Below are 23422 nucleotides of genomic sequence, written 5' to 3'. Positions count from 1 at the left end.
CGAGCTCATCGTCGAACGCGTCAACGCCGGCATCGCCGCTGCGCGGGCGAACGGGACCCGCTTCGGCCGACCCCTCTCTGATCCGGTCGTGATCGCAGAGAAGCTCGCGATCGCCGCCGACGCTCGCGCTCGCGGCCGCACCGCCGAGGACGCCGCTCACCTCGTCGGATGGAGCCGCGCGACGCTCTACCGCCATCAGCAGGCCCACGCGGCACGCGAGAGCACAGCAATGTAGCTGAGGACCGCTGGCACGGAGCAATCATAGAACGCCGTCCAACAACCCGTTATGCTTGCTACTCTCCCATATTCGACCTCACGGTACGAAATGCATTGACCGCCATGCGCAACAGCGCAAAATTTGTCAAATGACTGCTTGCGCAGGCCACTTATCTACCGATGGTGTTACCAGCGTTGGCTGTGGCCCGGCAGAAGTGACAGTGACACCGTCTTTTTCTTGCTGAGCTAGCAGCAGGTTGAGTTCTAGAATTTACGTTAAAGGATCTTCCTCGCCATTAAAACCATATGCTGCCGTCACCGCGTCATCGAGTTCTTTATGCAGATCTCGGAAGGTTGAAGACCCCGGCTTGCGAAGGACATCGTATTGCTGAGCAAGCGTTGACCCGAGACGGAACAGTGCCGCACGCTGGTTTACAATGGCGACCATTGCTTGTTTAATCCGGTCAACCGCTTCCGGCGTCGGCTCTTGCGGCCACGGGAAGGATCGGAAAACAGCTTCGGAAGTGTAGGTTTGACGAGTTTCTAGGGTTGTGCAACGTTCCCTGAACCAAGTCACGTGAACCTTGCTCTGGAGCACTCCCAGCGAGTAGTCGTCGCTGTAAGGGAAGGCCACAAGAGAATCCGCGATACGAAAGCGACCATCGATAAATGCGAAAACGGGCCCACGGAGTTCACTCGAAGTTCGAGTAAGCGCAATGTACCTGTCCATGCCAGCGGTCGACGCTAACAACTCCTCACGCCGCCAGCCGAGCATCCACAATCGATTAAGGAAACCAGCGTGGTGCTTATTCAGCCTAGCCTTAGGATTCGCCGCTAAGGCGATGTCATGAGCAGCCTTTTCAGCGACAGCTTTCGCCTGACGAGTAGGAAGCACCTCTTTTTCGAGATATTTCATCACGGCCGGATATTTCCGGCATGCCTCGTCGGCAGACTTATCCGGAAAAACCTTGTCATCTATACCGACGTCGCTAAGCACCTCACAATCACGTCGGTAGCTACCCGCGCCGTATCCGGTACCAGCAACTGCACAACAACTCCGTCGCCGGCTCCACGACGACGTACTTCCGCTCCGACGGTGCGGGAAGGGCGGTGCGGGGCTGTGGCGGGGAATTGGACAACCGGGTGGCGAAAAAGCACGAACGCCGGCAGCACCACGGACCCGGTCCTTGGACTCGGGGGTGCCGGTAAGACGTATACCACCCACCAGCCTGTCGCAGCCAGGACAGGCGAGGCGAGGGCCTACGTCCCCACTTTCGACCACAGATCGACCGTGGGGTGATCGCGTCCAGTGTCGCCGGATCAGGTCGACTCATCGAAGCGAATTGCCCCCAATGAGCGACGCCACCTCACAGGCGGCCGGCGGCAGTTATGCTGCGCGCTACAGCCACGCACTGAACGGCATGATGATGAGCCCCAGAATCGCGCACTCATCACCATCGACAGACGTCACTGTCTCCCCCGTGCAACGGCACACATGCTGGTGGGGGCTCTGAACCGCAGCTCCAAGCCCCCGCCAAACGCATGTGGTGTCAGTGGGCGGCGTCGTACGCGTCGACGACCTCGGAAGGGACACGGCCGCGGCTGGATACCTCGTAGCCGTTCTCGCCCGCCCACTCGCGGATCGCCTTCAGCCGCTGCGGGTCGCTCTTCTTCGCTGCCGTCGCGGGGGCGTTGCTGCCGCCGCGCACGCGGCGGCCGGCGTCGGTGTACTTCTTCAGCGCATCGGTCAGCTTCGCGGTGTTCTCGGCGGACAAGTCGATTTCATAGTTCGCGCCATCAATCGAGAACCGGACGATTCCGCCGCCGTCCTCGATCGGGGAGCCGTCGAGGTCATCAACAAAAGACAGTTTCTGTGCCATGCATCATTCGTATCAGAGTTTGCAGATCAAGTGGCCCGCCGCGCTAAGCACAAGCGGTCACGGCCACGATTTCATCGGTCGTAGTCGTAGTCGTAGTCGTAGTCGTAGTCGTAGTCGTAGTCGTAGTCGTAGTCGTAGTCGTAGTCGTAGCCGTAGCCGTAGCCGTAGCCGTAGCCGTAGCCGTAGCCGTGGCCTCGGTCCCGGTTTCGATCGCGGTCTGCTTGTTCCCGGGCGCGCTGCACCGAGTTGCGTGCTTCCGCTTCCCGCTCCTCGGCAGTACGAGGTCGTTTCAGCGTCTTCGCGAACTCCTCGATCGGCATCATGCCTGCCGTGGCGCGCGCGCGAATCTCCAACGCCCGCCGCAGCTCCTCCGCACGATGCTCGGTCAACGCCCGCTCTTGACCCCGATACCGCTCGTTCTGCCGCTGCTGCGGAACGCGCTGCCGTTGCGGGGTCCGCTCTCGGGGTGCTTGTTGCAGGTTGTAGTCTTTTTCCAGCTGGGTGGCTGCGCGTTGCGCGTTCCGGAAGTCATGTCGTGCATGCCAGAACTCTCCCGTCTCACTAACTCGACTGGCGACGATATGCACATGGTCGTCGCCGTGGCGGACCATGACCCAGGGATTATTCGTGTACCCCATTTGCTCCGCAAACTGCTGGCCCGCGTCCGCCCACTCTTGATCCGAGAGCTTCCGGTCACCGGCCGCGCATCGTAGCGATACCTGCCAGATCGGCTTTGTGATGTCCTCACGGGTATGTGCGGCGGCGCGGAGGTCTTGCGCCCACCGCGTTCCGTCCGTTTCCCCCTCGCGGCCGAGATTTCCGCCGGTCACTACACCGCCGCGCTGCCGCATGTAGTCCTTCGTGAACTGATGCTCGTTCGCTTTACCCGGCCCGTGCAGATACGCGGCGATATCACCCGGCCGGGATCCGCGGGTGATCTTCGCGATCACTCCAACTCCTGCAAGCGATTTCGCACTCGCGCCAATTCAGCCCGTGTCGCCTCAATAATTTCCGCAACCGCTTTCACCGCGGGCGGCGGACCTCCGAAACGCTGAGCAACATTTAACGCCTTCGCGATCTGATTCAGGTTCGATCCCGCATGAGAAAGGTCCGCCCGGATCTCCTGCAAGCCTTCGATCTGTATCGGTCCAGTGCGACCGTTGAGATGATCCGAAATGGACTCCCGTACCCACCGGCCCATCTGCCCGCGACCATTGGCGGCAGCAGCGGCAAGCCATACCGCGTGCTCCTCCGGAGTGAGACGCACCGCGACGGTCTTGGTCCGCTCGCCACGTGGACCCGACACCTGCTCCCCCGGAGCGGGTTTGGCATCGCCAGACGATGCCCCTGCCGCCCCCGCGGCAGGTGGTGGCCCGTCGGCCGGCCGTCCAGGCCGACGACGCCACCACGGGATCGAGTCAGTCATGACGAGAGACCTTCCGCAGCGGCCACGCGGAGGGTGACACCGAAGGTGGCACGAGGCACCCCGTGAAGGGGTGCGCGCCCCGCAGGGCAAGGAATTGCTGGTACGCACAGCGTAACGGCAATCACACCTTCTGCGGGGTCGGCGGCGGGGAGCGCGACGGCCGCGTAGCACCGCAGGCGCCAAGCGCAAGGGGCCCGCGCGAGCCGGGGGCCCGGCCTAGCGTGAAAGGAGCGGCGCCGCCGGTGGCGGCCCGCGGAGAAGACCGATGCAGAGGAGAGTCATGCCCGCCCTGACCGACACGTTCACGCTGTCCAACGGAGTCGCCATCCCGAAGATCGGGTTCGGCACCTGGCAGATCCCCGACGGCCCCGAGGCCTACGACGCGACGACCGCCGCGCTCGAGGCGGGCTACCGCCACATCGACACCGCCCGCGCCTACGGCAACGAGGCGAGCGTCGCCCGGGCCCTGCGCGACAGCGGCGTCCCGCGCGACGAGGTGTTCATCACCACCAAGCTCCCGGCCGAGGTGAAGGACTACGAGGGCGCGAAGGCGAGCTTCGAGACCACCATGGCGGCGCTCGAGCTCGACCACGTCGACCTGTACCTCATCCACGCCCCGTGGCCCTGGCAGGACATGGGCTCGGACCACCGCGAGGGCAACATCGCGGCGTGGAAGGCGATGGAGGAGATCCTCGAGGACGGTCGCTCGCGCGCCATCGGCGTCTCGAACTTCCAGGTCGCCGATCTGGAGTCGCTGATCGCGGCGACCGACGTGGTGCCGCACGCCAACCAGATCCGCTGGTTCGTCGGCAACACCCAGGACGAGACGACCGCGTACTGCAAGGAGCACGGCATCCTCGTGGAGGGCTACTCGCCGCTCGCGACGGGCGGCCTGCTCGACAACTCCGACATCGGCGAGATCGCCGCGAAGTACGACAAGTCGGTGGCGCAGCTCTGCATCCGCTACCTGCTCGAGAAGGACGTGCTGCCGCTGCCGAAGTCGACGACGCCTTCGCGCATCGTCGAGAACGCCGACGTCGACTTCGAGATCTCGTCCGAGGACCTCGCACACCTCGACTCGCTCGTCGACACGGAGTCCTGACCCGCGGTCGCCCGCTCCTGACGGTCCGGAGGCCGTCGCACTCGAGCTCGAGCGCGGCGGCCTCCGTCGTCTCGGCGCATCGGCCGCCGCCTCCGCTCGCGAGTGCGCAGGAGTTGCCGCGGTCGGTCTCGAGTGCGACGACTACTGGAGTCTCGGGGTGCTCGGCGTAGGAGCGACGGGCGTCCGGCGTCCCGAGGCCGCTCGCGAGTGCGCAGGAGTTGTCGCAGTGGGCGTCGAGTGCGACGACTACTGGCTTCTCGTCGGGCTCATCCCGATCGCGGTTCCGCGATTGCGCAGTATTTGTCGCAGTCGGTCTCGAGTGCGACGACTCATGGCTTCTCGCCGAGGCGAGCCGGGGCGAGGCGGGGCGAGCCGGGGCGGGCCCGCCCGCCCCGGCCGGCGCCCGCGCGTCAGGCCAGGCGCAGCAGGCGGCAGCCGTGCGGCTCGAGCTCGAGCTCGACGGCGCCGCCGACGATCGGCAGCTCGGCGCCGCTCCACACGTCGACGGCCGAGGCTGCGCCGGAGCAACCCAGGTCGGCCAGGTGCGCGGAGTAGGACCGCGCCGACGAGCCCAGCCAGAACACTCCGCGCCACTGCTCGTCGCCGCGCCACGCCGACCACACCACCAGGTCGCCGTCGCGGACGATCTCGCGGCTGCCGTCGCTGCCGAGCAGCGCGAGGACGTCGTCGTTCGTCAGCAGCGCCAGGGTGTCGGCGGGCGTGTCCGGGAGGTGCCCGCCCATCATCAGCGGCGAGCGGAGCAGGCACCACAGCGTCACGAGCGTCCGCTGCTCCGCTGGCGTGAACCGCGAGAGCCGGTCCTCGCCCACGTGCGCGCGCACGCCGATCCGCCCGAGCGGCAGCATATCGGCGTCGGCCCAGGCGCCGGGGCGCTGGTGCGGAGCCCAGCGCGCCGCCCGCTGGAACTGCTCGTGCAGGTGCGCCCAGTCGTCCCAGAAGTCGTCCGAGATCCGCCACATCTGCGCGGTCGACCGCAGCAGCTCGAGGTTCTCGAGCGAGAGCTGCTTGCCCGGGGAGAGGCTCAGCACCATCGGACGGCCGGTCGCGTCGATCGCGCGCGAGAGGGCGGCGATCTCCTCCGCCTGGATCGGCGGGTAGAGCACGTCGTCGAGCTTCACGAAGTCGACGCCCCACGAGGCCAGCTGCGCCATCACGGAGTCGTAGTACTGCTGCGCGCCGGTCGCGCTCATGTCGACGCCGTAGTTGTCGGGGTTCCACGGGCAGACGTTGCCGCGGTCGGCGATGTCGGCGCAGGTCACCTCCGCCCCGAGCACCGGCAGGCCGAGCTCGACGGCCCGCCGGGGGACGCCGCGCATCAGGTGCACGCCGAAGCGGAGGCCGAGGGCGTGCACGCGCGCGGCCAGCGCCGTGAACCCGCCCGTCGCCGCGGAGGGGAAGCGTCCGACGGCGGGCTGCGGGCGTCCCCAGTCGTCGAGCACCGGCTCCGACACCTCCTGGTAGTCGCTCGTGCCGGGATCGGGCTCGTACCACTGGATGTCGACGACGACCGTGTCCCAGCCGTGCGGCAGGAGGTGCTCGGCGAGGTACTCGGCGTTCGCGAGCACCTCCTCCTCCGTCACCGAGGCGCCGAAGCAGTCCCAGCTGTTCCAGCCCATCGGCGGGCGGCGGGCGGCCTCCGTGCGCGCGGCGATCACGACAGCTCCAGCGTCACGGTCGCGAAGGAGTGCGGGGGAAGCGTGACGCGCAGGCCTGTCGCCGTGGTCTCGATGCCCTCGAGGGCGACGGGACTCACCTCGTCGGCGGCACCGGGCCGGTTGTGCGCGTCGGGGCGGTCGGCCGTCAGGAGGCGGCCGGTCGCGCCGGTCACGGTCCCACCGCGGAAGTCGAGGGAGACCTCGAGCGGCTCCTCCAGGTCGACGTTCGTCAGCGAGACCAGGACGCGGCCGTCCTTCGTGGAGGCGGAGGCGGAGGCGACGGGGATCTCGCGGCCGTCGACCGCGTGCGTCGGGCCGGCGACCGTGGTCGGCAGCACCGTCGCGTCGTGGTGCCCCTTGTTCATCTCGAACACGTGGTAGGTCGGCGTGCGGACCATCTCGCCGCCGTCCGGGTCCGTCAGCAGCATCGCCTGCAGCACGTTCACCGTCTGCGCGATGTTCGCCATCGTCAGGCGGTCGGCGAAGCCGTGGAAGACGTCGAAGTGCCAGGCCGCGACCATCGCGTCGCGGATCGTGTTCTGCTGGAAGAGGAAGCCCGGGTGGGTCCCCGGCTCCACGTCCCACCAGGTGCCCCACTCGTCGAGCACCATCCCGTACTTCTTCTCGGGGTCGTGGACGTCCATCACCGCGGCGTGCGAGCGGAGCAGCTCCTCGATCCCCTGCGCGGCCACGATCGTGCTCCAGTAGGTGTCGGCGTCGAAGTCGGTCGCGCTGCCCTTCGCGTGCCAGCTGCCGCCGATCGTGTAGTAGTGCACCGAGACCGACTCCCACGGCACGGAGGAGAAGGGGTGCCCCTCGATCTCGGGGATCACCTCCATCAGCGTCTGCGTCCAGTGGGTGTCGGCGCCGTCGGCTCCGGCGGCCACGCGGTAGAGCGGAGTGTCGTTGCCGCTCTGCACGAAGGTCCCGAACTGCCGCGCCAGGTCGGCGTAGGCGCCGGCGCGCATGTTGCCGCCGCAGCCCCAGGTCTCGTTGCCGAGCCCCCAGAAGCGGACGGTCCACGGCTCCTCCCGGCCGTGGGAGCGGCGCAGGTCGGCCATCGGCGACTTGCCCGCGCCGGTGAGGTACTCGGCCCAGTCCGCCATCTCCTGCACGGTGCCGGAGCCGATGTTGCCCGAGATGTAGGCGTCGGCGCCGAGCAGCTCGCAGAGCGCCATGAACTCGTGGGTGCCGAAGGAGTTGTCCTCCGCGACTCCGCCCCACTGCGTGTTGATCAGGCCGGGGCGCTCCTCGCGCGGGCCGATGCCGTTGGTCCAGTGGTAGCGGTCGGCGAAGCAGCCGCCGGGCCAGCGGAGGTTGGGGATGTCGAGGGCGCGGAGGGCCTCGACGACGTCCAGGCGGATCCCGCCCTCGTTCGGGACGGGCGAGTCCTCGCCGACCCAGAAGCCGTCGTAGATGCACCGGCCGAGGTGCTCGGCGAAGTGGCCGTAGAGGTGGCGGCTGATGGTGGCGCCGGGGCGGTCGAGGTCGACGGTGACGGTGCTGTTCACGGCGTGCTCCAGGGTGGTGGCGGACGGGTCGGCGGCGGTGCCGGCGGTGTCGAGGACGCCGGGGGCGGCGGCGGTGCTCACGCGGTCGCGCGGACGAGCCGCAGGACGATCGCGCGGTCGGCGTGGAAGGTCGGCAGGTCCAGGCCCGCCTCGCCCAGCAGGCTCCCCGAGTAGGCGGGGGCCGGGGCGTCGGAGTCCAGCGGCACCGTCGACTCCAGCCAGTGCGGGCTCTGCCAGGGCGGGCCGAGCGAGCCGGGGCGCGCGGTCTCGATCCGGTAGCGCGCCCGCGGATCCAGGCCCGGGAGGCGGACGCGGCGGCGCGAGTCCGCGGTCAGCGCGGGCGTGACCAGCGTGTACAGCGCCTCCGAGCCGTCCGGCGCGACGACGCCGCGCAGCGACGGCGCGTCGGGGTCGGAGTCGTCGCCCCCGACGACCCGGCCGGTCGCGATCAGGCCGCGGTGCTCGCGGTACGCCGCGATCCAGCCCGCCAGCACGGGCTCCTCCTCCGCGTCCAGCTCGCGGAGGTCCCACTCGATCCCGAAGTGGCCGAGGAAGGCGATCGCGCAGCGGGTGTGCAGGTCGCTGGTGCGACCGGTGACGGAGTTGACCGGCGAGGCGACGTGCGAGCCGAGCATCTCCGGCGGCACGAGCAGCCCGGTCCAGCGCAGCATCCGCGAGCGGTCCAGCGGGTCCTGGTTGTCGGAGGTGTGCACGCGGTCGGTGCGCTCGAGGATCCCCAGGTCGACCCGGCCGCCGCCGGAGGCGCAGCTCTCGATCTCGAGCTCCGGGTGCCGGGCGCGCAGCTCGTCGATCAGCCGGTACAGCGCGAGCGTCTGCTCGTGCACCGCGGCCGTCCCGGTGGCGGGGTGGCCCGCGTCGATCAGGTCGCGGTTGTGGTCCCACTTGAGGTACGCGACGCCGAGGTCGGCGACCAGGCCGTCGAGCACGCCGAGGATGTGCGCGAACGCGTCGGGGTTCGTCATGTCGAGCACCTGCTGGAAGCGGAACCGCGGCGGCAGCTCCTCGCGGGCCCGCAGGATCCAGTCGGGGTGCGCGCGGGCGAGGTCGGAGTCCTCGTTGATCATCTCGGGCTCGACCCAGAGGCCGAACTCCATGCCCAGGCCGCGGACGTGCTCGGCGAGGGGGAGGAGGCCGTCGGGCCAGGCGACGGGGTCGGGCGTCCAGTCGCCGAGGCCCGCGCGGTCGTCGCTGCGGCCGAGGAACCAGCCGTCGTCGAGCACGTAGCGCTCGACCCCGAGGGCGGCGGCTCGGTCGGCCAGCTCGGCGAGGACGGCGAGGTCCTGGTCGAAGTAGACCGCCTCCCAGACGTTGAGCGTCACCGGGCGCGGCCGGCGCGAGGAGCGGGAGACCCCGCGGAGGTGGGCGTGGAAGCGGGCGGCCGCAGCGTCGAGGCCGTGGCCGAAGCTGCCGGAGATCCAGGGGGAGGAGTAGCTCTCGCCGCTCGCGAGGCGCACCTCGCCGGGCAGGAGCAGCTCGCCGCCGCGGAAGGCGAGCCAGCCGTCGCCGCGCTCCACCGCGTGCTCGTGGTTGCCGCCGATGCCGACGTGGCAGAGCCAGACCCGCCCGTCGGCGGAGTCGAAGCCGGGGGTGCCGACCGCGACGACCGTCGTCGCGTCCAGGCCGGTGCGGCCGCGCCGCGAGGAGCGGGAGTGGGTGCCGGTGACGACGGGGTGGCGCTGGGGGATCTTCTCGGTGCCCCAGCGGCCGGAGAAGTCCAGGATCTCGCGGGCCTCGGTCGGGATCCGGAGGGCGGGGTCGACGCCGATCACCTCGAGGTGCCCGGCGCCGTCGTTGCGGACCGAGACGCGGGTCCTGAGCAGTCCGGCAGGAGAGAGAACGATCTCTAGGACGACCCCGATCCGGGCCTGCGCGTCGTGCGCCTCGACGGTCACGGCGGCGCTGCCGGCCTGCGCGACCGCGCCCTCCGCGAGGGCCTCCCCGTCCACCGAGACGGTGTCCACGGTCAGCCTCGGCGACCAGCCGGCGCCCTCCCGGTGCACCCGGAGACCCGGCAGGCCGGCCCAGCCGAAGGTGTGCTCGGGCAGGATCCCGGGCTCGTAGGGGACGTCGGAGGAGCCCTCGATCCCCGTCCGCACGGGAGTTCTTGCGAAAGCTGCGAGATCGTCGTCGCTCGCGTCGAGTCGCGGACCCCAGTGCAGCAGCACGGGCAGGTCGCCTCCCGACTGAGTGAGGAGGGCGGACACGTCATCGGCGACGAGATGGATCACTCTCGGGGATTGCATGTCCCCATTCCTATCGTCGATCCTGGTCTGAGTACAGCGAGAGATCGATCTCGACCCTCGGTCGGAGGGACCACCGCGCGGATCGACCCGCGCCGATCGACCACCGCTCGCACCGCTCACCCCCACCACCCACGGCCTCGACGAGGAGCACCCATGCCGCTGACCCACCCGGCCCCGCACGAGACCCGCCTGGAGCGCGGAGTGCTCGACGCGCGGCGGCGGCTCAACCGCGACTACCTCCTCTCGCTCACCGACGAGGGGCTGCTGCAGAACTTTCTGATCGAGGCCGGGATCGGCGACCAGGGCTGGCACCTGCACCCCTCGCAGGACTCGCGCGAGGCCCGCGGCCTCGACCGGCACTGGGGCTGGGAGACGCCGGGCTCGCAGCTGCGCGGGCACTTCCTCGGCCACTGGCTCTCCGCCGCGGCCCGTGAGGTCGCGGTCACCGGCGACCCGCTGCTCCGGGTCCGGATCGACTCCGTGCTCGACGGACTCGAGCGCTGCCAGGAGGAGAACGGCGGCGGCTGGATCTGGGCGATCCCGCGCGGCTACCTCGACCGCCTCGCGACCGGCCGCCCCAGCTGGGCGCCGCAGTACGCGATGCACAAGCTGCTGATGGGCCTCGTCGACCTGCACCTCGACCTCGGCGACGAGCGGGCGCTGCGGATGGCGCGGGCCGCCACGGTCCCGCTGCTGGAGTGGGTCCGCGGATTCGACGACGCCGCGTTCCAGGAGATCCTCGAGGTCGAGACCGGCGGCATGCTCGAGGTCTGGGCCGACCTCCTCGCGATCACCGGCGACCCCGTCTACACCGAGCTGCTGGGCCGCTACGACCGCCGCTCCCTCTTCGAGGGCCTGCTCGAGGGCCGCGACGTGCTGACCAACATGCACGCCAACACCACGATCCCCGAGGTGCTCGGCGCCGCCCGCGCCTACGAGGTCACCGGCGACGAGCGCTGGCGGAGGATCGTCGAGGCCTACTGGGAGCAGGCGGTCACCCTCCGCGGCACCTTCTGCACGGGCGGTCAGACCTCCGGCGAGATCTGGACGCCGCCCTTCGCGTTCGCCGCTCGCCGCGGCGAGAAGACGCAGGAGCACTGCGTCGTCTACAACATGATCCGGCTGGCCGACGTGCTGCTGCGCTGGACCGGCGACCTCGCCTACGCCGACTACATCGAGCGGAACCTCTGGAACGGCCTCCTCGCCCAGCAGAACCCGCGGACCGGGATGGTCGCCTACTTCCTGCCGCTCGAGGGCGGCGCCCGCAAGGACTGGGGCAGCCCGACCGAGGACTTCTGGTGCTGCCACGGCACGCTGGTGCAGGCGCACACGCGCCACTCCGGGCTCGTCTTCTACCGCGGCGGCGACGCCGAGCTGACGATCGCGCAGCACGTCGACGCGAGCCTGCGCCTGCCGACCGCCGCCGGCGACGCGGCGGTGCGGGTCGAGGTGCTCGACACCGCCGGCTACGTCGGCCCGGACGCCAACGCGGGTGCCGCGGGCGACGTGCACCGCCCCACCGCCTCGCGGATCCGGGTCGAGATCGTCTCGGAGGAGGGGGTCGCGCTGCACGTGCGGCTGCGGGTGCCGGAGTGGACCGTCGGCGAGCCGGGGGTCGCGGGCGACGGCGCGCTCCTGATCGAGCACCCCGGCGGCCGCACGAGCGTCGACCTCGCCTTCGGCACCGAGATCCGCGCCGTGCCGATCCCGGACGAGCCGGGCACGGTCGCCTTCGTCGAGGGCCCGATCGTGCTGGCCGGCCTCGTCGACCGCGAGATCGCGCTGCGGGGGCGCCTCGAGGACGCCCCCGCCCTGCTCGCCCCCGACAACGAGCGGCAGTGGACCCAGTGGCTGCGCGGATACCGCGCCGTCGGCCAGCCCGCCGCCGTCCGCTTCCGGCCTCTGCACGAGGTCGTCGACGAACCCTTCTCGCTCTACTTCCCGGTCTCGGCCGGGAGCTGATGGACAGGATCCCCTCCGTGACCTGCGCTCCGCGCTCATGACCGCCTCCACCGCCTCCCCCGCCGTCCAAGCGATGCCCCGCGGCCGCCTCCTGCTGCCGATCTTCGCGATGCTCGTCGGCTTCGGGCCGCTCACCATCGACCTGGTGCTGCCGTTCCTGCCGACGCTGCAGGACGATCTCGGCGTCTCGGTGGCGACCGCCCAGCTGGTCGTCACCGGCGCCACCTTCGGCTTCGCGGCCGGCCAGCTCGTCTCAGGACCGCTCAGCGACGCGGTCGGCCGCAAGTGGCCGCTCGGCGTCTCGGCGGCGCTGCACATCGCGGCGAGCCTCGTCGCGGCGATGACCTCCGACACCGCCGTGCTGCTCTCGGCCCGCTTCGTCCAGGGCGCCGCCTGCACCGCCGCGGGCGTCGTCGTCACCGCCATCGTCCGCGACCTCTACAGCGGCAAGCGGCTCGTCACGATGCTCGCGAACCTCGCCGTGATCGTCTCGGTCTTCCCGATCCTGGTGCCCTCCGTCGGCGCGCAGCTGACCAAGGTGATCGACTGGCGCGGCTCCTTCCTCGCGGTCGCCGCCTGGGGAGCGCTCGCGACCGTGATCGCGCTCCTGGTGCTGCCCGAGACGCTGCCCCGCGAGCGGCGGCACCAGGGCGGGCTCGGCCCGTCGCTGCGCAACTCCTTCGGGATGCTCCGCCGGCCGCGCGTGCTGGCGCTCGCCGCCGCCTCGGCCGCGGGCTGGTCGGTCGGCTTCGCGTATCTCGCGACCGCTCCCTTCCTCTACACGAACGTCTACGCGGTCGGGCCCGACCTGTACGGGCTGCTGTTCCTGGTCACCTCGCTCGTGACGATCGCGGTCGGGCAGACGACGGGACGGGTGATCGTGCCGCGGTTCGGACCCCGGTTCGCGATGTTCGCCTCGGCGATCGTCACGGCGCTCGGCGCCGTCGTGGTCGCGGTGCTCGCGCTCACCGGCACGCAGCCGCTGCTCGTCGTCGTCGGCGCGCTGACGTTCGCGCTGGCCGGCCGCTCGCTCGGCTTCGCCCCGGTGCAGTACCTCTCGCTGCAGGGCCCGTCGAGCGAGGCGGGCAGCGTCACGGCGATCCTCGGCACGGTCAGCTTCACGGCGGCCGGACTGGTGATGCCGGTGATGGGCGCGTGGGCCGAGATCTCGCTGATCCCGTTCGCGATCCTGCTGCTGCTCGCGGGCCTGGTCGAGGGCGGCGTGGCGCTGCTGTTCCGGCCGGGCTCGCGGCGCTTCGATCCCGGGGCGCAGCGGATCGAGGACGAGCGGGCGGGGGCCGCCCCATCGGCCGGCCCCCGCGCGCACGACGAGAAGAGCTGAGATGACCCTCCGGGAAGGAACCACCGTGGAACTGCGCTCCGGCGACTACACCCTCCGCGTCGAGGCGGGCGGCCTCGAGGTGCTCAAGGGCGAGCGCGTCCTCTACGCGAACGACCGGCCCCTGCGCGTCACGGTCAAGACCGTCGCCGCGATCAGCGAGTACTCCGGCGCGCCCTACGACGACGTCTCGCTGTCGGAGGGGGCGATCACCGCGAGCGGGACGATCACCGTCCGCTCCGGGTCGGCCTTCGCCGTCACCGACGTCTGGCGCGTCGCGGGCGACGGCTTCTCCGTGCACCGCGACGTCGAGGTGCTGGCGGCCGGCGGCGACCTCGGCTTCTCCACCGCCGTCTCGCTCGGGCTGACCGGGTCCGACGACCTCCGCGACTACGAGTGCTTCGCCCCCGGCGCCTGGTACCGCGACAACGCCTTCGGGCCCGCCGACGCGATGGGCCGCGACCCCGGCAGCGAGTACTTCTGGCGCACCGAGACGCACTACGCGCTGCCGCTGTTCGCCGCGCAGAGCCTCGCGACCGGCGAGACCGTGGCGCTCTCGCGCTGGGCGGCCGACGCGACGCTGCCGCGCCTGGACGTGGTCCGCTCGGAGAACTTCACCGACCCGGAGTGCACCGTCGGCTCGATCGGCCTGAGCCGCCCGCAGGGCACGACGCTGAACTACCTCTACTACGGCTTCGGCGTGCGGACCCCGCTCGACGTGCCGCCCGCGGGCCTGTCGATCGACTACGTCCACCCGGGCGTCGACGGCGAGCGCCCGATCGACAACCCCTACTCCGGCCTCGACTACGACGCCGCCCCGAAGGCCCTGCAGCGGGTGAACCACCCGGTCGAGGTCGGCTTCCGCCAGCGCTACGCCGTCGCGGTCGACCTCGGTCGGTACGACGACTTCGCGACGATGATGCGCGCCACCTGGCGCAGCACCTACGCCCGGCTCCGCGACGACCTGTTCGAGGTCGACAACGAGCGGCACTTCCACCACGGCATGGCGATCCTCCAGCGCCTCACCCGCCGCTACGGCGACTCCTGGGGCCTGCCGTTCGCCTGCCAGCTGCCGGACCTCGACGTCTCGAGCGTCTCCTTCCAGTTCGGCTTCGTCGGGCAGCAGCCCGGCATCGGCTACCAGCTGCTGCGCTACGGCGACCGCGAGGGCGTGCCGGAGGCGTTCGAGCAGGGCGTCGGCATCGTCGACTTCTGGGCGCGGACCGCGCTGCCCGAGTCGGGCCCGCCGCGGATGTGCTTCAACCCCTCGCTCGGCGGCTTCGAGCCGTACCCGCACTACCTGCGGATGCTCGCCGACGGCGTCGAGGCGATCCTCGACGCCTACCTGCACCTGCGCGACCTCGGCGACGAGCGCCCGCTCTGGCTCGAGTTCTGCCGGCGGACCGCCGACTGGCTGCTCGAGGTGCAGGACGCCGACGGCAGCTTCCACCGCGCCTACAACGCCGACGGCTCGGTGCGGATGGACTCGCGCTCGAACACCCCGAGCGTGATCCGCTTCCTCGTGCAGCTGCACCTCGTGACGGGGGAGGGGCGCTACCTCGCGTCCGCCGTGCGCGCCGGCGAGTGGTCGTTCGCGAACATCCACCGCACGCTGGAGTACCGCGGCGGCACCTGCGACAACGCCGACATCCAGGACAAGGAGGCAGGCATCTACGGGCTGTTCGGCTTCCTCGCGCTGTACGACCTGACGGAGGAGCCGCGCTGGCTGGAGGGCGCCGTCCGCGCCGCCGACTACACGGAGACCTGGACCTACGCGTGGTCCTTCCCGGTCCGCGCGCCCTGGGCGCATCCCTTCAACCGGTACTCGATCAGCGGACAGAGCATCATCACCCTCGGCGGCGGCGCCGACGTCTACATGGCGGCCTGCTCGTACAGCTACTACCGACTGCACCTGATCACGGGCGACGAGCACTACCTCGATTTCGCCGAGTTCCTGCACCGCAACACCCGCCAGTCGACCGACGTCGACGGCAGCATCGGCTACGCGATGCCCGGCCTCGGCCACGAGAGCGGCGACTTCGCGACCCAGACCCTGCGCAGCCACCACCACTGGCTGCCCTGGTGCACCTTCGTCGAGGTCGACCCGGCCTCGCGCCTGCGCGACACCTTCGGCGTCTACGAGATCGCCGACGCGCAGCGCCTGCCCGCCGCCGAGCGGGCGGCCCGCAACCGCGTCTACGACCGCTACGGGCACTCGCGGAGCTGACCCCACCCACCGCATCCGGCTCGCGTCTCGTCCTCTCGTCGACGCAGCCACACGGCGGGTCCGGCGGCCAGCCGGGACGACACCCGGTGCGCTGCTCCGCCTCCGTCGGCGGACCGGAGCCCGTTCCGCGTGCTGCAGCCGTACCCTCCGCAGTGCCCTCAGCCGCGCCACTCCACGTCCACGCGCACCGCCTCCGCACCGAGCTCCAGCCCGCCCGACACCTCGCGCCCGTCGACCCGCAGCACTGCGTCGCGCAGCGTGCGCACCCGCGTCCCGCCCGCCGGTGCCAGCCACTCCGCGCTCGGCACCCGCCGCACCCACAGCGACGCCCGTCCCGGCGACCACTCCAGCCGGTCCACGACCACCCCGCCGCGCGCGTGCAGCCCCGTCACGGCACCCCGCGCCCACGCGGACGGCAGTGCCGGCAGCACCGTCAGCGTCTCGTCATCCGATCCCAGCAGCATCGCCGACACGAGCCCCGGCAGTCCGCCGCTGGCGTCGAGGTTGAAGATCCGCCCCGCGTCGTGCCGGGTCGTCAGCGTCGGTGACCAGTGCTCGACCGCGAGCCACTCCGCGCAGGTCAGCGCCGCGTCCCCGTCACCCAGCGCCGCCGCCGCGACGCCCACCTGCACCAGCCCGAACGCCATCTCCATCCGCCCGGGAGGAGCGGTCGGCGCCTCGGCCCGCCACGCGATCTTCGCCGCCACCGTCGCCGCCGCGGCGGCCCGCAGCCGCACCGCGGAGGCGCCGGGGCCCTCGAAGGCAGCGTCGCCCGCGTACCAGAGCGGGTACAGCTGCGACGCGTGCCGGTGCGCGATCTCCTCCGCGAACCGAGGGTCGATCCACTCCGCCAGCGTGCCGTCCTCGGCGACCCGGTACTCCGGCAGCTCCGCCACCACCCGCGCCCAGCGCTCATCGAGCGAGTCGTCGCCGCGGGCCCGGCCGAGCAGCGCCGTCGCCCGCGCGGCGTCCCGCAGCACGGCGACGTCGATCGTCGCATCGACCGCTATCGGCGAGCGCGCACCACCCGGTGTGTTCTCGGGGGAGTAGGAGGGGACGATCCGGCGCACCCCGTCGACCACGGTCGTCCCGGTCTCGGCGAAGCGCAGCACGCCCTCGGCCAGCTCCCACAGCCGGTCGTCGACGATGCCGCGGTCTCCCGTGGCCGCGACGGCGTCGGCGGCCAGGCGCAGCACCCAGCCGCCGCAGCCCGTCCAGAAGAGGTGCGGGTAGCTCGCCGCGAAGTGGTCGGCGCGGCCGTGGGTCGACATCCGCGACGGCAGGAGCATCCCCTCGGACCCGTAGACGAGGCGCGCGTTGTCGCGGTAGTCGTCGAGGTGCGGCAGCACCAGCTCCAGGATCGACAGCGCCAGCTCGGGCGTGCCGGTCGGGATCATCCCGGCCATCGCGCCGTTCTGCACGTTGCCGTTCAGTGTGTAGTCGGCCGACCAGGCCGGCCGCCAGGTGCCCTGCCAGACGCCCTGCAGCGTCGGCGGCAGCTCGCCGGTCGACGCGACGATGTTGGCCCGGCCGCTCAGCCAGGCCAGCTCGACCACGCGGCGACGGGCGCCCGCGTCTCCGGAGCGGGCGGCGTCCCACAGGTCCTCGGTCAGCTCGGCGTCGGAGGCGCCGTCGAGATCCAGCACGGAGGCGCCGACCAGCCGGCCGTGCCCCTGGCGCTGGGCGTCGCGCAGCTCCTCCCAGGAGAGGTCGGCGGAGGCGTCGGGAGCCGCGCCGATCGCGACGTCCAGCCGGAGCACGCGGGCGACCCCCGCGGAGATCTCCACGTCCGAGACGGCGGCGCCCCCGGCCACGCGCCACGTCGCTCCGCTCGTCGCCCGCGTCACGGCGCGGATCGCGGTCGGGCCCTCGCCCGCCTCGGCCGTGAGCACCGCGGAGGCGCCGCCCTCGACGTGCGACGAGACCACGGCCGAGGCGTCGGGCACGCCGGTGTCGAAGGAGGTCGCCTCGCCGGCCCCGAGCGCGAGCTCGACGGTGACGACGGTGTCCGCGGAGGACTCCAGCGCCAGCCGGACGCCCTCGCCGCCGTGCGGGGCGAGCAGGCGCACGGCGTGGCGGCCGCCGTCCTCGTCGGTCCACTCCACCGCGGCCTCGCCGCCGAGCGGATCGATCAGGCGGACCGCGGAGGCGACGCCGCCGGGGGTGCGCAGCGTGACGGTCGCGCAGAGGCCGAGCGGGTCGGTCCAGATCAGGCCGCCGTCGTAGCCGCTGTCGCGGGCGGCGCGGGCGAGCAGGGCGGTGGCGGTGTCGGAGTCGCCGGCCAGCAGGGCGCCGCGCAGCTCGTCGCGGACGCCGGCGAGGTCGGGCGCGTCCGGGCGCGGATTGACGGGGAGGAACCAGCGCTCGTGGGCGAGCGGGACGGTCAGGGAGTCGGCCGGGCCGTGCACCACGGCGCCGACGCGGCCGCTGCCGACGATCAGGCCCTCCTCCCAGGTCGGGGCCGCAGTGGCGGTGACGAGGGTGGGCGTGCGCGACAGTGCGCCGGCGATCGGGGCGATGATCGGTTCCTTTCGGGCTCGCGGGAGTGCCTGATATGTTGCGTGAACCCTCAAATTACCTCTCCCGGTGCGACGGCGCGCGGGAGTCGAGAGTTAGGAATCCGCGATGACGCGACCGATCACCCTCTTCACCGGCCAGTGGGCGGACCTCCCCTTCGAGGAGGTGGCGCGCCTCGCGGGGGAGTGGGGCTACGACGGCCTCGAGATCGCCTGCTGGGGCGACCACATCGACGTGGCGCGCTGGGACGACGCGGAGTACGTGCAGAGCCGGAAGGACATCCTCGAGCGCAACGGCCTCCAGGTGTTCGCGATCTCGAACCACCTCACCGGCCAGGCGGTCTGCGACGACCCGATCGACGAGCGCCATCGCGACATCCTCAGCGACCGCGTCTGGGGCGACGGCGACCCCGAGGGCGTCCGGCAGCGCGCCGCCCAGGACCTCAAGGACACCGCCCGCTTCGCCGCCGCGCTCGGCGTGACGCAGGTCAACGGCTTCTCCGGCTCGTCGATCTGGAAGGGCGTGGCCATGTTCCCGCCCGCCTCCGACGAGTGGATCGCCGCCGGCTACCAGGACTTCGCCGACCGCTGGAACCCGATCCTCGACGTCTTCGAGGAGGTCGGCGTCCGCTACGCGCTCGAGGTGCACCCGAGCGAGATCGCCTACGACTACTGGACCGCCAAGCGCACCCTCGAGGCGATCGGCCACCGCGCCTCGTTCGGCTTCAACTTCGACCCGTCGCACTTCGTCTGGCAGCAGCTCGACAGCGTCGCGTTCGTGCTCGACTTCGCCGACCACATCTTCCACGTGCACGTGAAGGAGTCGGTCACCAACCTCGACGGCCGCAACGGCGTCCTCGGCTCGCACCTGCCGTGGGCGAACCCGCGCCGCGGGTGGACCTTCGTCTCGACCGGGCACGGCGCCGTTCCGTGGGAGCCGGTGTTCCGCGCGCTCAACGCGATCGGCTACACCGGCCCGACCAGCGTCGAGTGGGAGGACGCCGGCATGGACCGCCTCGACGGCGCCCCCGAGGCCCTGGCCTTCGTGCGGAAGCTCAACGCGATCACGCCGCCGGCCGACGCCTTCGACGCGGCGTTCTCGACCTCGCGCGACTGACCGCCCGCCGCACGCCTGCATCCCGGAGGCCGGAAGGACCGACTGCCCGCGAGGGCCGTCCGGGCCTCCCGGCCTCCGTCGTGCTGCGAGCGCGTCCGCAACCGGGGCCGGGACGCTGCAGCGGGCGCCGAACGGGCCGGAGAGGACGATCCGCCCTCGATCGCGGACGCGATCCAGGTCGGTCTCGGCGGCGGGCCCCCGCCCCGACCCGGCGGCGTGCCGGGAACGACGGACGGCCGACCCCCCGCAGGGAGCCGGCCGTCCGGCCTCGCAGGATCTACAGGCCCTGGGAGAGGCGGTAGTACGCCGCGTTCGAGCGGATGTCGGACTCGAAGCCGCGGAGGGTGGTCGACTCGTCGATCACCAGGAGCTCGACGCCGGCGATGCGGGCGAAGTCCTCCCACGCCTCCAGGCCGATCTGCGTCGTCATGACCGTGTGGTGCGCGGCACCGGCGGTGATCCAGGCGGCGGCGCTGGTGCCGAAGTCCGGGGCGGGCTGCCAGACGGCGCGGCCGACGGGCAGGTGCGGGAGCGTCTGGGGCGGCTCGACGTTCTGGACCTTGTTCGCGACCAGGCGGAAGCGCTCGCGGACGTCGCTCAGGGCGACCACCACGGCGGGGCCGGCGTCGGCGGTGAAGACCAGGCGCACCGGGTCCTCGCGGCCGCCGATGCCCAGCGGGTGGATCTCGAGCGAGGCGCGCTTCGACGACAGGGACGGCGAGACCTCGAGCATGTGCGCGCCGAGGATGAGCTCCTCGCCGGGCGTCATGTCGTAGGTGTAGTCCTCCATCAGGCTGGTGCCGCCGGGGAGGCCGGCGCCCATGACGGCGGCGATCCGGATGAGGACGGCCGTCTTCCAGTCGCCCTCTCCGCCGAAGCCGTAGCCGTCGGCCATGAGGCGCTGCACGGCGAGTCCGGGGAGCTGGCGGAGCCCGCCGAGGTCCTCGAAGCTGTCGGTGAACGCCTCGAAGCCGCCCTCCTCCAGGAACGAGCGCAGGCCGATCTCGACCGCGGCGCCGTAGCGGAGCGACTCGTGGCGCTCGCCGCCGGGGAGCAGCTCGGGGACCACATCGTAGCTCTCGAGGTACTCCGCGACGAGGGCGTCGATCTGCTCGGAGGTGGCGGCGTCGACGCGCTCGACGAGCTCGTTCACGCCCCAGGTGTTGACGCTGACGCCGAGGCGGATCTCGGCCTCGGTCTTGTCGCCCTCGGTGACGGCGACGTTGCGCATGTTGTCGCCGAAGCGGGCGACCTTCATGCTCTGCGAGGCGGACCAGCCTGCGGCCGCGCGCGACCAGGTGCCGATGGCCTCGGTGACGCGAGCGTCGCTCGCGTGGCCGACGACGGTCTTCCGGGGCACGCTCATCCGGCTGAGGATGTAGCCGTGCTCGCGGTCGCCGTGCGCGGCCTGGTTGAGGTTCATGAAGTCGAAGTCGATGTCCTGCCACGGCAGGGCGACGTTCGCCTGGGTGTGGAAGTGCAGCAGCGGCTTGGCGAGCGCGTCGAAGCCGTGGATCCACATCTTCGAGGGGCTGAAGGTGTGCATCCAGGTGATGACGCCCACCACGGAGTCGTCGGAGTTCGCCTCGATCATGGTGCGGCGGATGGCGTCGGAGCTCTTCAGCACCGGCTTCCACTCGACGGTCACGGGGATCGCGCTCGCCTCGTTCAGCTGCGCGACGACGGCCTGCGACTGCTCGGCGACCTGGCGGAGGGTGTCCTCGCCGTAGAGGTCCTGGCTGCCGGTCAGGAACCAGACGGTGCGGGTGGCGAGGTCGGGGATGATGCTCTGGTACACGCTCATGCGATGGCTCCGGTGGGGTTCTGTCCGTAGACGTTCTGGTAGCGGTCGAACAGGGCGTCGATCGACTCCTGCGGGATGGGGACGAGCTCGCCGCCCTGGCGCGCGAGGTGCACGGTGCGGGCGACGTCCTCGGCCATGACGGCCGCCTTGACGGCGTCCTTCGCGTCCTTGCCGATGGTGAAGACGCCGTGGTTCTGCATCAGGACCGCGCGCGAGCGGTGGCCGCTGAGGGTCGCGACGATGCCGCGGCCGATGGAGTCGTCGCCGATGATCGCGAACGGGCCGATGGGGATCTCCCCGCCGAACTCGTCGGCCATAGCGGTGATGACGCAGGGGATCGACTCGGCGCGGGCCGCCCACGCGGTCGCGTAGGTGGAGTGCGTGTGCACGACTCCGCCGACCTCGGGCATCTCGCGGTACACGTAGGCGTGGGCCGCGGTGTCGCTGGAGGGGCTGCGGTCGCTGCCGGGGGTGCCGGGGACGACGTTCCCGTCGAGGTCGCAGAGGATCATGTTCTCGGGCGCGAGGTCGTCGTAGGAGACGCCGCTGGGCTTGATCACGAAGAGGTCGGCGCCGGGCACGCGGCCCGAGATGTTGCCGCCGGTCCAGATGACGAGGCCGTAGCGGACGAGCTCGGAGTGCAGCCGCGCGACGTCCTCGCGGACGCGGGCGATCGCCTCCTCGACGGCGGGGGTCTGGGTGGTCATGCGGTGGCTCCCTGGTTCTGCGGGTCGGTGAGGGTCTCGACGGCGGTCTGCTCGACGGCGAGGCCGGCGCGGTAGCGCTCGAGGTAGGCGGAGAAGCCGGCGACGTCGTCCGCGTCGGGGGCGACGGTCTCGAAGCCGGAGTCGCCGAAGACCTGATCGGTGAGGTACGCGTCGAGCGCGACTCCGCTCTGCAGGCGGTAGGCGGCGAGCACCGCCATGCCCCACGGGCCGCCCTCGGAGGCGGTCGCGGCGACCGAGACGGGGGCGTCGAGCGCGCCGGCGAGGAAGCGCTGGGCGACTCCGGCGGTGCGGAACATGCCTCCGTGCGCGAACATCTCGTCGATCCGGACGCCCTCGCCCGCGAGGACGCGCATGCCCAGCGCCAGCGTGCCGAACACGCCGTAGAGCTGCGCGCGCATGAAGTTGGCGAGCGTGAGGCGCGAGTCGGGGGTGCGCACGACGAGCGGGCGGCCCTCGACGAGCCCGGCGATCGGCTCGCCCGCGAGGTGGTTGTAGGCGAGCAGTCCGCCCGCGTCCGCCTCGCCCTCGAGCGCCTCGGCGAAGAGGGTGCCGTAGACGGCGTCGCTGTCGGAGGGTCCGCCGGACGCGGCGGCGAACCGCGAGAACAGGCCGACCCAGCCGGCGAGCTCGCTGGCTCCGTTGTTGCAGTGGACCATCGCGACGAGGTCGCCGGCGGGGGTCGCGACGAGGTCGAGCTCGTGGTGCACGCTCTCCAGCGGGCCCTCGAGGACGACCATGGCGAAGATGCTGGTGCCGGCGCTGACGTTGCCGGTGCGCGGGGCGACGGAGTTGGTCGCCACCATGCCGGTGCCGGCGTCGCCCTCGGGCGGGCAGGCCGGGGCGCCGGGCCGGAGGGAGCCGGTGGGGTCGAGCAGGAGCGCGCCCTCGGCGGTGAGCGAGCCGGCGTCGGCGCCCGCGGGGAGCACGGCGGGCAGCAGCTCGCGCAGGGGCTTCACGGCGCCGGCCGCGCGCTCGTCGTAGAGGTCGACGACGCGCTGGTCGTAGTCGCGGGTCGCCGGGTCGGTCGGGACCATGCCGGAGGCGTCGCCGACTCCGAGGACCTTCTCGCCGGTGAGGCGCCAGTGCACGTAGCCGGCGAGGGTGGTGAGGAAGTCGATCCGCTCGACGTGCGGCTCGGAGTCGAGGACCGCCTGGTGCAGGTGCGCGAGCGACCAGCGCAGCGGGATGTTGGCGCCGAACAGCTCGGTGAGCTCGGCCGACGCGGGCCCGGTGCTGGTGTTGCGCCAGGTGCGGAAGGGGACGAGCAGCCCGCCGTCCGCATCGAAGGGGAGGTAGCCGTGCATCATCGCCGAGACGCCGAGCGCCCCGACGGAGGAGAGCTGCACGCCGTGGCGCGACGAGGCGTCGGCGACGAGGTCCGCGTAGGCGGCCTGGAGGCCCGCGTGGACGGCGTCGAGGGAGTAGGTCCAGCGGCGGTCGACGAACTGGTTCTCCCACTCGTGGCTGCCGACGGCGAGGACCACGGACGGGTCGGCCGCGTCGACCAGGCACGCCTTGATCCGGGTGGAGCCGAGCTCGATGCCGAGGGCGGTGGCGCCGCTCGTGATCACGTCGGCGGGGGTGGGCCTGCGCTGGTCCATCATGCTCCTCGCTCGGGCGATGTGACCGTTCACAAAGCCCCGGGTCAGCGTAG

At 71.4% G+C, this 23422-nt stretch carries 16 protein-coding genes and 1 pseudogene; 6 read left to right on the top strand and 11 right to left on the bottom strand.

All coding sequences use genetic code 11. The features are described from left to right. Nucleotides 1–235 (top strand): annotated as a pseudogene (locus C5C54_RS03230) (recombinase family protein); the annotation flags it as partial. A 252-nt stretch (nt 236–487) separates the two neighbouring features. On the opposite strand, the gene C5C54_RS17555 reads toward C5C54_RS03230, so the two are convergent. From C5C54_RS17555 to C5C54_RS03215, 4 genes are all read right to left on the bottom strand, one after another. Then, nucleotides 488–1213, bottom strand: coding sequence for a type IIL restriction-modification enzyme MmeI (locus tag C5C54_RS17555; RefSeq protein WP_146078776.1), 726 nt, complete (start codon nt 1211–1213; stop codon nt 488–490). Between the two features lie 553 nt (nt 1214–1766). After that, a complete protein-coding gene (locus C5C54_RS03225) occupies nt 1767–2096 on the bottom strand; it encodes an Lsr2 family protein (protein WP_104287773.1) in 330 nt (109 codons plus the stop codon). A 71-nt stretch (nt 2097–2167) separates the two neighbouring features. Beyond that, the gene (locus tag C5C54_RS03220) at nt 2168–3046 is read right to left on the bottom strand and encodes a relaxase/mobilization nuclease domain-containing protein (RefSeq protein WP_104287772.1); all 879 of its coding nucleotides are present in this window, start codon (nt 3044–3046) and stop codon (nt 2168–2170) included. Next, the gene (locus C5C54_RS03215; RefSeq protein WP_104287771.1) at nt 3043–3522 is read right to left on the bottom strand and encodes a plasmid mobilization relaxosome protein MobC; all 480 of its coding nucleotides are present in this window, start codon (nt 3520–3522) and stop codon (nt 3043–3045) included. Before C5C54_RS03215 ends, C5C54_RS03220 begins: the two co-directional genes overlap by 4 nt. A 280-nt stretch (nt 3523–3802) precedes the next feature. Between C5C54_RS03215 and C5C54_RS03210 the strand changes: the two genes are divergently transcribed. Continuing rightward, nucleotides 3803–4624 carry an aldo/keto reductase gene (locus C5C54_RS03210; RefSeq protein ID WP_104261718.1) on the top strand — a complete coding sequence of 274 codons (822 nt, stop codon included), beginning with the start codon at nt 3803–3805 and terminating at the stop codon, nt 4622–4624. A 410-nt stretch (nt 4625–5034) separates the two neighbouring features. Here the strand turns inward: C5C54_RS03210 and C5C54_RS03205 are convergent, their stop codons facing one another. From C5C54_RS03205 to C5C54_RS03195, 3 genes are read right to left on the bottom strand one after another with little or no spacing between them, the layout of a single operon-like run. Further along, complete coding sequence (locus C5C54_RS03205) at nt 5035–6300, bottom strand: glycoside hydrolase family 27 protein (RefSeq protein WP_258063194.1); 1266 nt, start codon at nt 6298–6300, stop codon at nt 5035–5037. Next, nucleotides 6297–7892 carry an alpha-N-arabinofuranosidase gene (locus C5C54_RS03200; protein WP_374953277.1) on the bottom strand — a complete coding sequence of 532 codons (1596 nt, stop codon included), beginning with the start codon at nt 7890–7892 and terminating at the stop codon, nt 6297–6299. The genes C5C54_RS03205 and C5C54_RS03200 overlap by 4 nt, the downstream gene beginning before the upstream one ends. Next, the gene (locus C5C54_RS03195) at nt 7889–10075 is read right to left on the bottom strand and encodes an alpha-galactosidase (protein ID WP_104287770.1); all 2187 of its coding nucleotides are present in this window, start codon (nt 10073–10075) and stop codon (nt 7889–7891) included. The genes C5C54_RS03200 and C5C54_RS03195 overlap by 4 nt, the downstream gene beginning before the upstream one ends. A gap of 153 nt (nt 10076–10228) precedes the next feature. Here C5C54_RS03195 and C5C54_RS03190 point away from each other — a divergent pair, with 153 nt between their 5' ends. Genes C5C54_RS03190 through C5C54_RS03180 form a run of 3 tightly spaced genes read left to right on the top strand, consistent with a single transcriptional unit; the run spans nt 10229 to nt 15603 of the window. Next, nucleotides 10229–12037, top strand: a complete 1809-nt coding sequence (locus tag C5C54_RS03190; RefSeq protein ID WP_181127842.1) for a beta-L-arabinofuranosidase domain-containing protein — start codon at nt 10229–10231, stop codon at nt 12035–12037. 37 nt (nt 12038–12074) lie between these two features. Further along, nucleotides 12075–13379 (top strand): multidrug effflux MFS transporter, encoded by a 1305-nt coding sequence (locus C5C54_RS03185; RefSeq protein WP_104287769.1) that lies wholly within the window; start codon nt 12075–12077, stop codon nt 13377–13379. Between the two features lie 25 nt (nt 13380–13404). Beyond that, nucleotides 13405–15603, top strand: a complete 2199-nt coding sequence (locus tag C5C54_RS03180) for a hypothetical protein (RefSeq protein WP_104287786.1) — start codon at nt 13405–13407, stop codon at nt 15601–15603. Between the two features lie 158 nt (nt 15604–15761). On the opposite strand, the gene C5C54_RS03175 is transcribed toward C5C54_RS03180, so the two are convergent. Next, on the bottom strand, nt 15762–18176 hold the full coding sequence (locus C5C54_RS03175; RefSeq protein WP_146078775.1) for a glycoside hydrolase family 95-like protein: 2415 nt from the start codon (nt 18174–18176) through the stop codon (nt 15762–15764). 52 nt (nt 18177–18228) lie between these two features. On the opposite strand from C5C54_RS03175, the gene C5C54_RS03170 reads away from it, so the two are divergent. Continuing rightward, nucleotides 18229–19236 carry a sugar phosphate isomerase/epimerase gene (locus C5C54_RS03170; RefSeq protein ID WP_104226056.1) on the top strand — a complete coding sequence of 336 codons (1008 nt, stop codon included), beginning with the start codon at nt 18229–18231 and terminating at the stop codon, nt 19234–19236. 277 nt (nt 19237–19513) lie between these two features. Here the strand turns inward: C5C54_RS03170 and araA are convergent, their stop codons facing one another. From araA to C5C54_RS03155, 3 genes are read right to left on the bottom strand one after another with little or no spacing between them, the layout of a single operon-like run. Next, nucleotides 19514–21040: an L-arabinose isomerase gene (gene araA / locus C5C54_RS03165; protein ID WP_104267736.1), complete on the bottom strand. Its 1527-nt coding sequence runs from the start codon at nt 21038–21040 to the stop codon at nt 19514–19516. Next, on the bottom strand, nt 21037–21747 hold the full coding sequence (locus C5C54_RS03160) for an L-ribulose-5-phosphate 4-epimerase (protein WP_104224687.1): 711 nt from the start codon (nt 21745–21747) through the stop codon (nt 21037–21039). The genes araA and C5C54_RS03160 overlap by 4 nt, the downstream gene beginning before the upstream one ends. Next, nucleotides 21744–23369, bottom strand: a complete 1626-nt coding sequence (locus C5C54_RS03155; protein WP_104248018.1) for a xylulokinase — start codon at nt 23367–23369, stop codon at nt 21744–21746. The genes C5C54_RS03160 and C5C54_RS03155 overlap by 4 nt, the downstream gene beginning before the upstream one ends. Nucleotides 23370–23422 lie beyond the last annotated feature (53 nt).

This window comes from Rathayibacter sp. AY1F2 (genome assembly GCF_002930885.1).
Taxonomy (GTDB): domain Bacteria; phylum Actinomycetota; class Actinomycetes; order Actinomycetales; family Microbacteriaceae; genus Rathayibacter.
The sequence above is the reverse complement of the archived record's forward strand: the minus strand, read 5'-3'. Positions and strand labels throughout refer to the sequence as shown.

Coding starts and splice junctions, on each gene's coding strand:
- C5C54_RS03225 (WP_104287773.1), bottom strand. CDS start 2,096: ATGGCACAGAAACTGTCTTTTGTTGATGACCTCGACGGCTCCCCGATC.
- C5C54_RS03215 (WP_104287771.1), bottom strand. CDS start 3,522: ATGACTGACTCGATCCCGTGGTGGCGTCGTCGGCCTGGACGGCCGGCC.
- C5C54_RS03210 (WP_104261718.1), top strand. CDS start 3,803: ATGCCCGCCCTGACCGACACGTTCACGCTGTCCAACGGAGTCGCCATC.
- C5C54_RS03195 (WP_104287770.1), bottom strand. CDS start 10,075: ATGCAATCCCCGAGAGTGATCCATCTCGTCGCCGATGACGTGTCCGCC.
- C5C54_RS03190 (WP_181127842.1), top strand. CDS start 10,229: ATGCCGCTGACCCACCCGGCCCCGCACGAGACCCGCCTGGAGCGCGGA.
- C5C54_RS03185 (WP_104287769.1), top strand. CDS start 12,075: ATGACCGCCTCCACCGCCTCCCCCGCCGTCCAAGCGATGCCCCGCGGC.
- C5C54_RS03170 (WP_104226056.1), top strand. CDS start 18,229: ATGACGCGACCGATCACCCTCTTCACCGGCCAGTGGGCGGACCTCCCC.
- araA (WP_104267736.1), bottom strand. CDS start 21,040: ATGAGCGTGTACCAGAGCATCATCCCCGACCTCGCCACCCGCACCGTC.
- C5C54_RS03160 (WP_104224687.1), bottom strand. CDS start 21,747: ATGACCACCCAGACCCCCGCCGTCGAGGAGGCGATCGCCCGCGTCCGC.
- C5C54_RS03155 (WP_104248018.1), bottom strand. CDS start 23,369: ATGGACCAGCGCAGGCCCACCCCCGCCGACGTGATCACGAGCGGCGCC.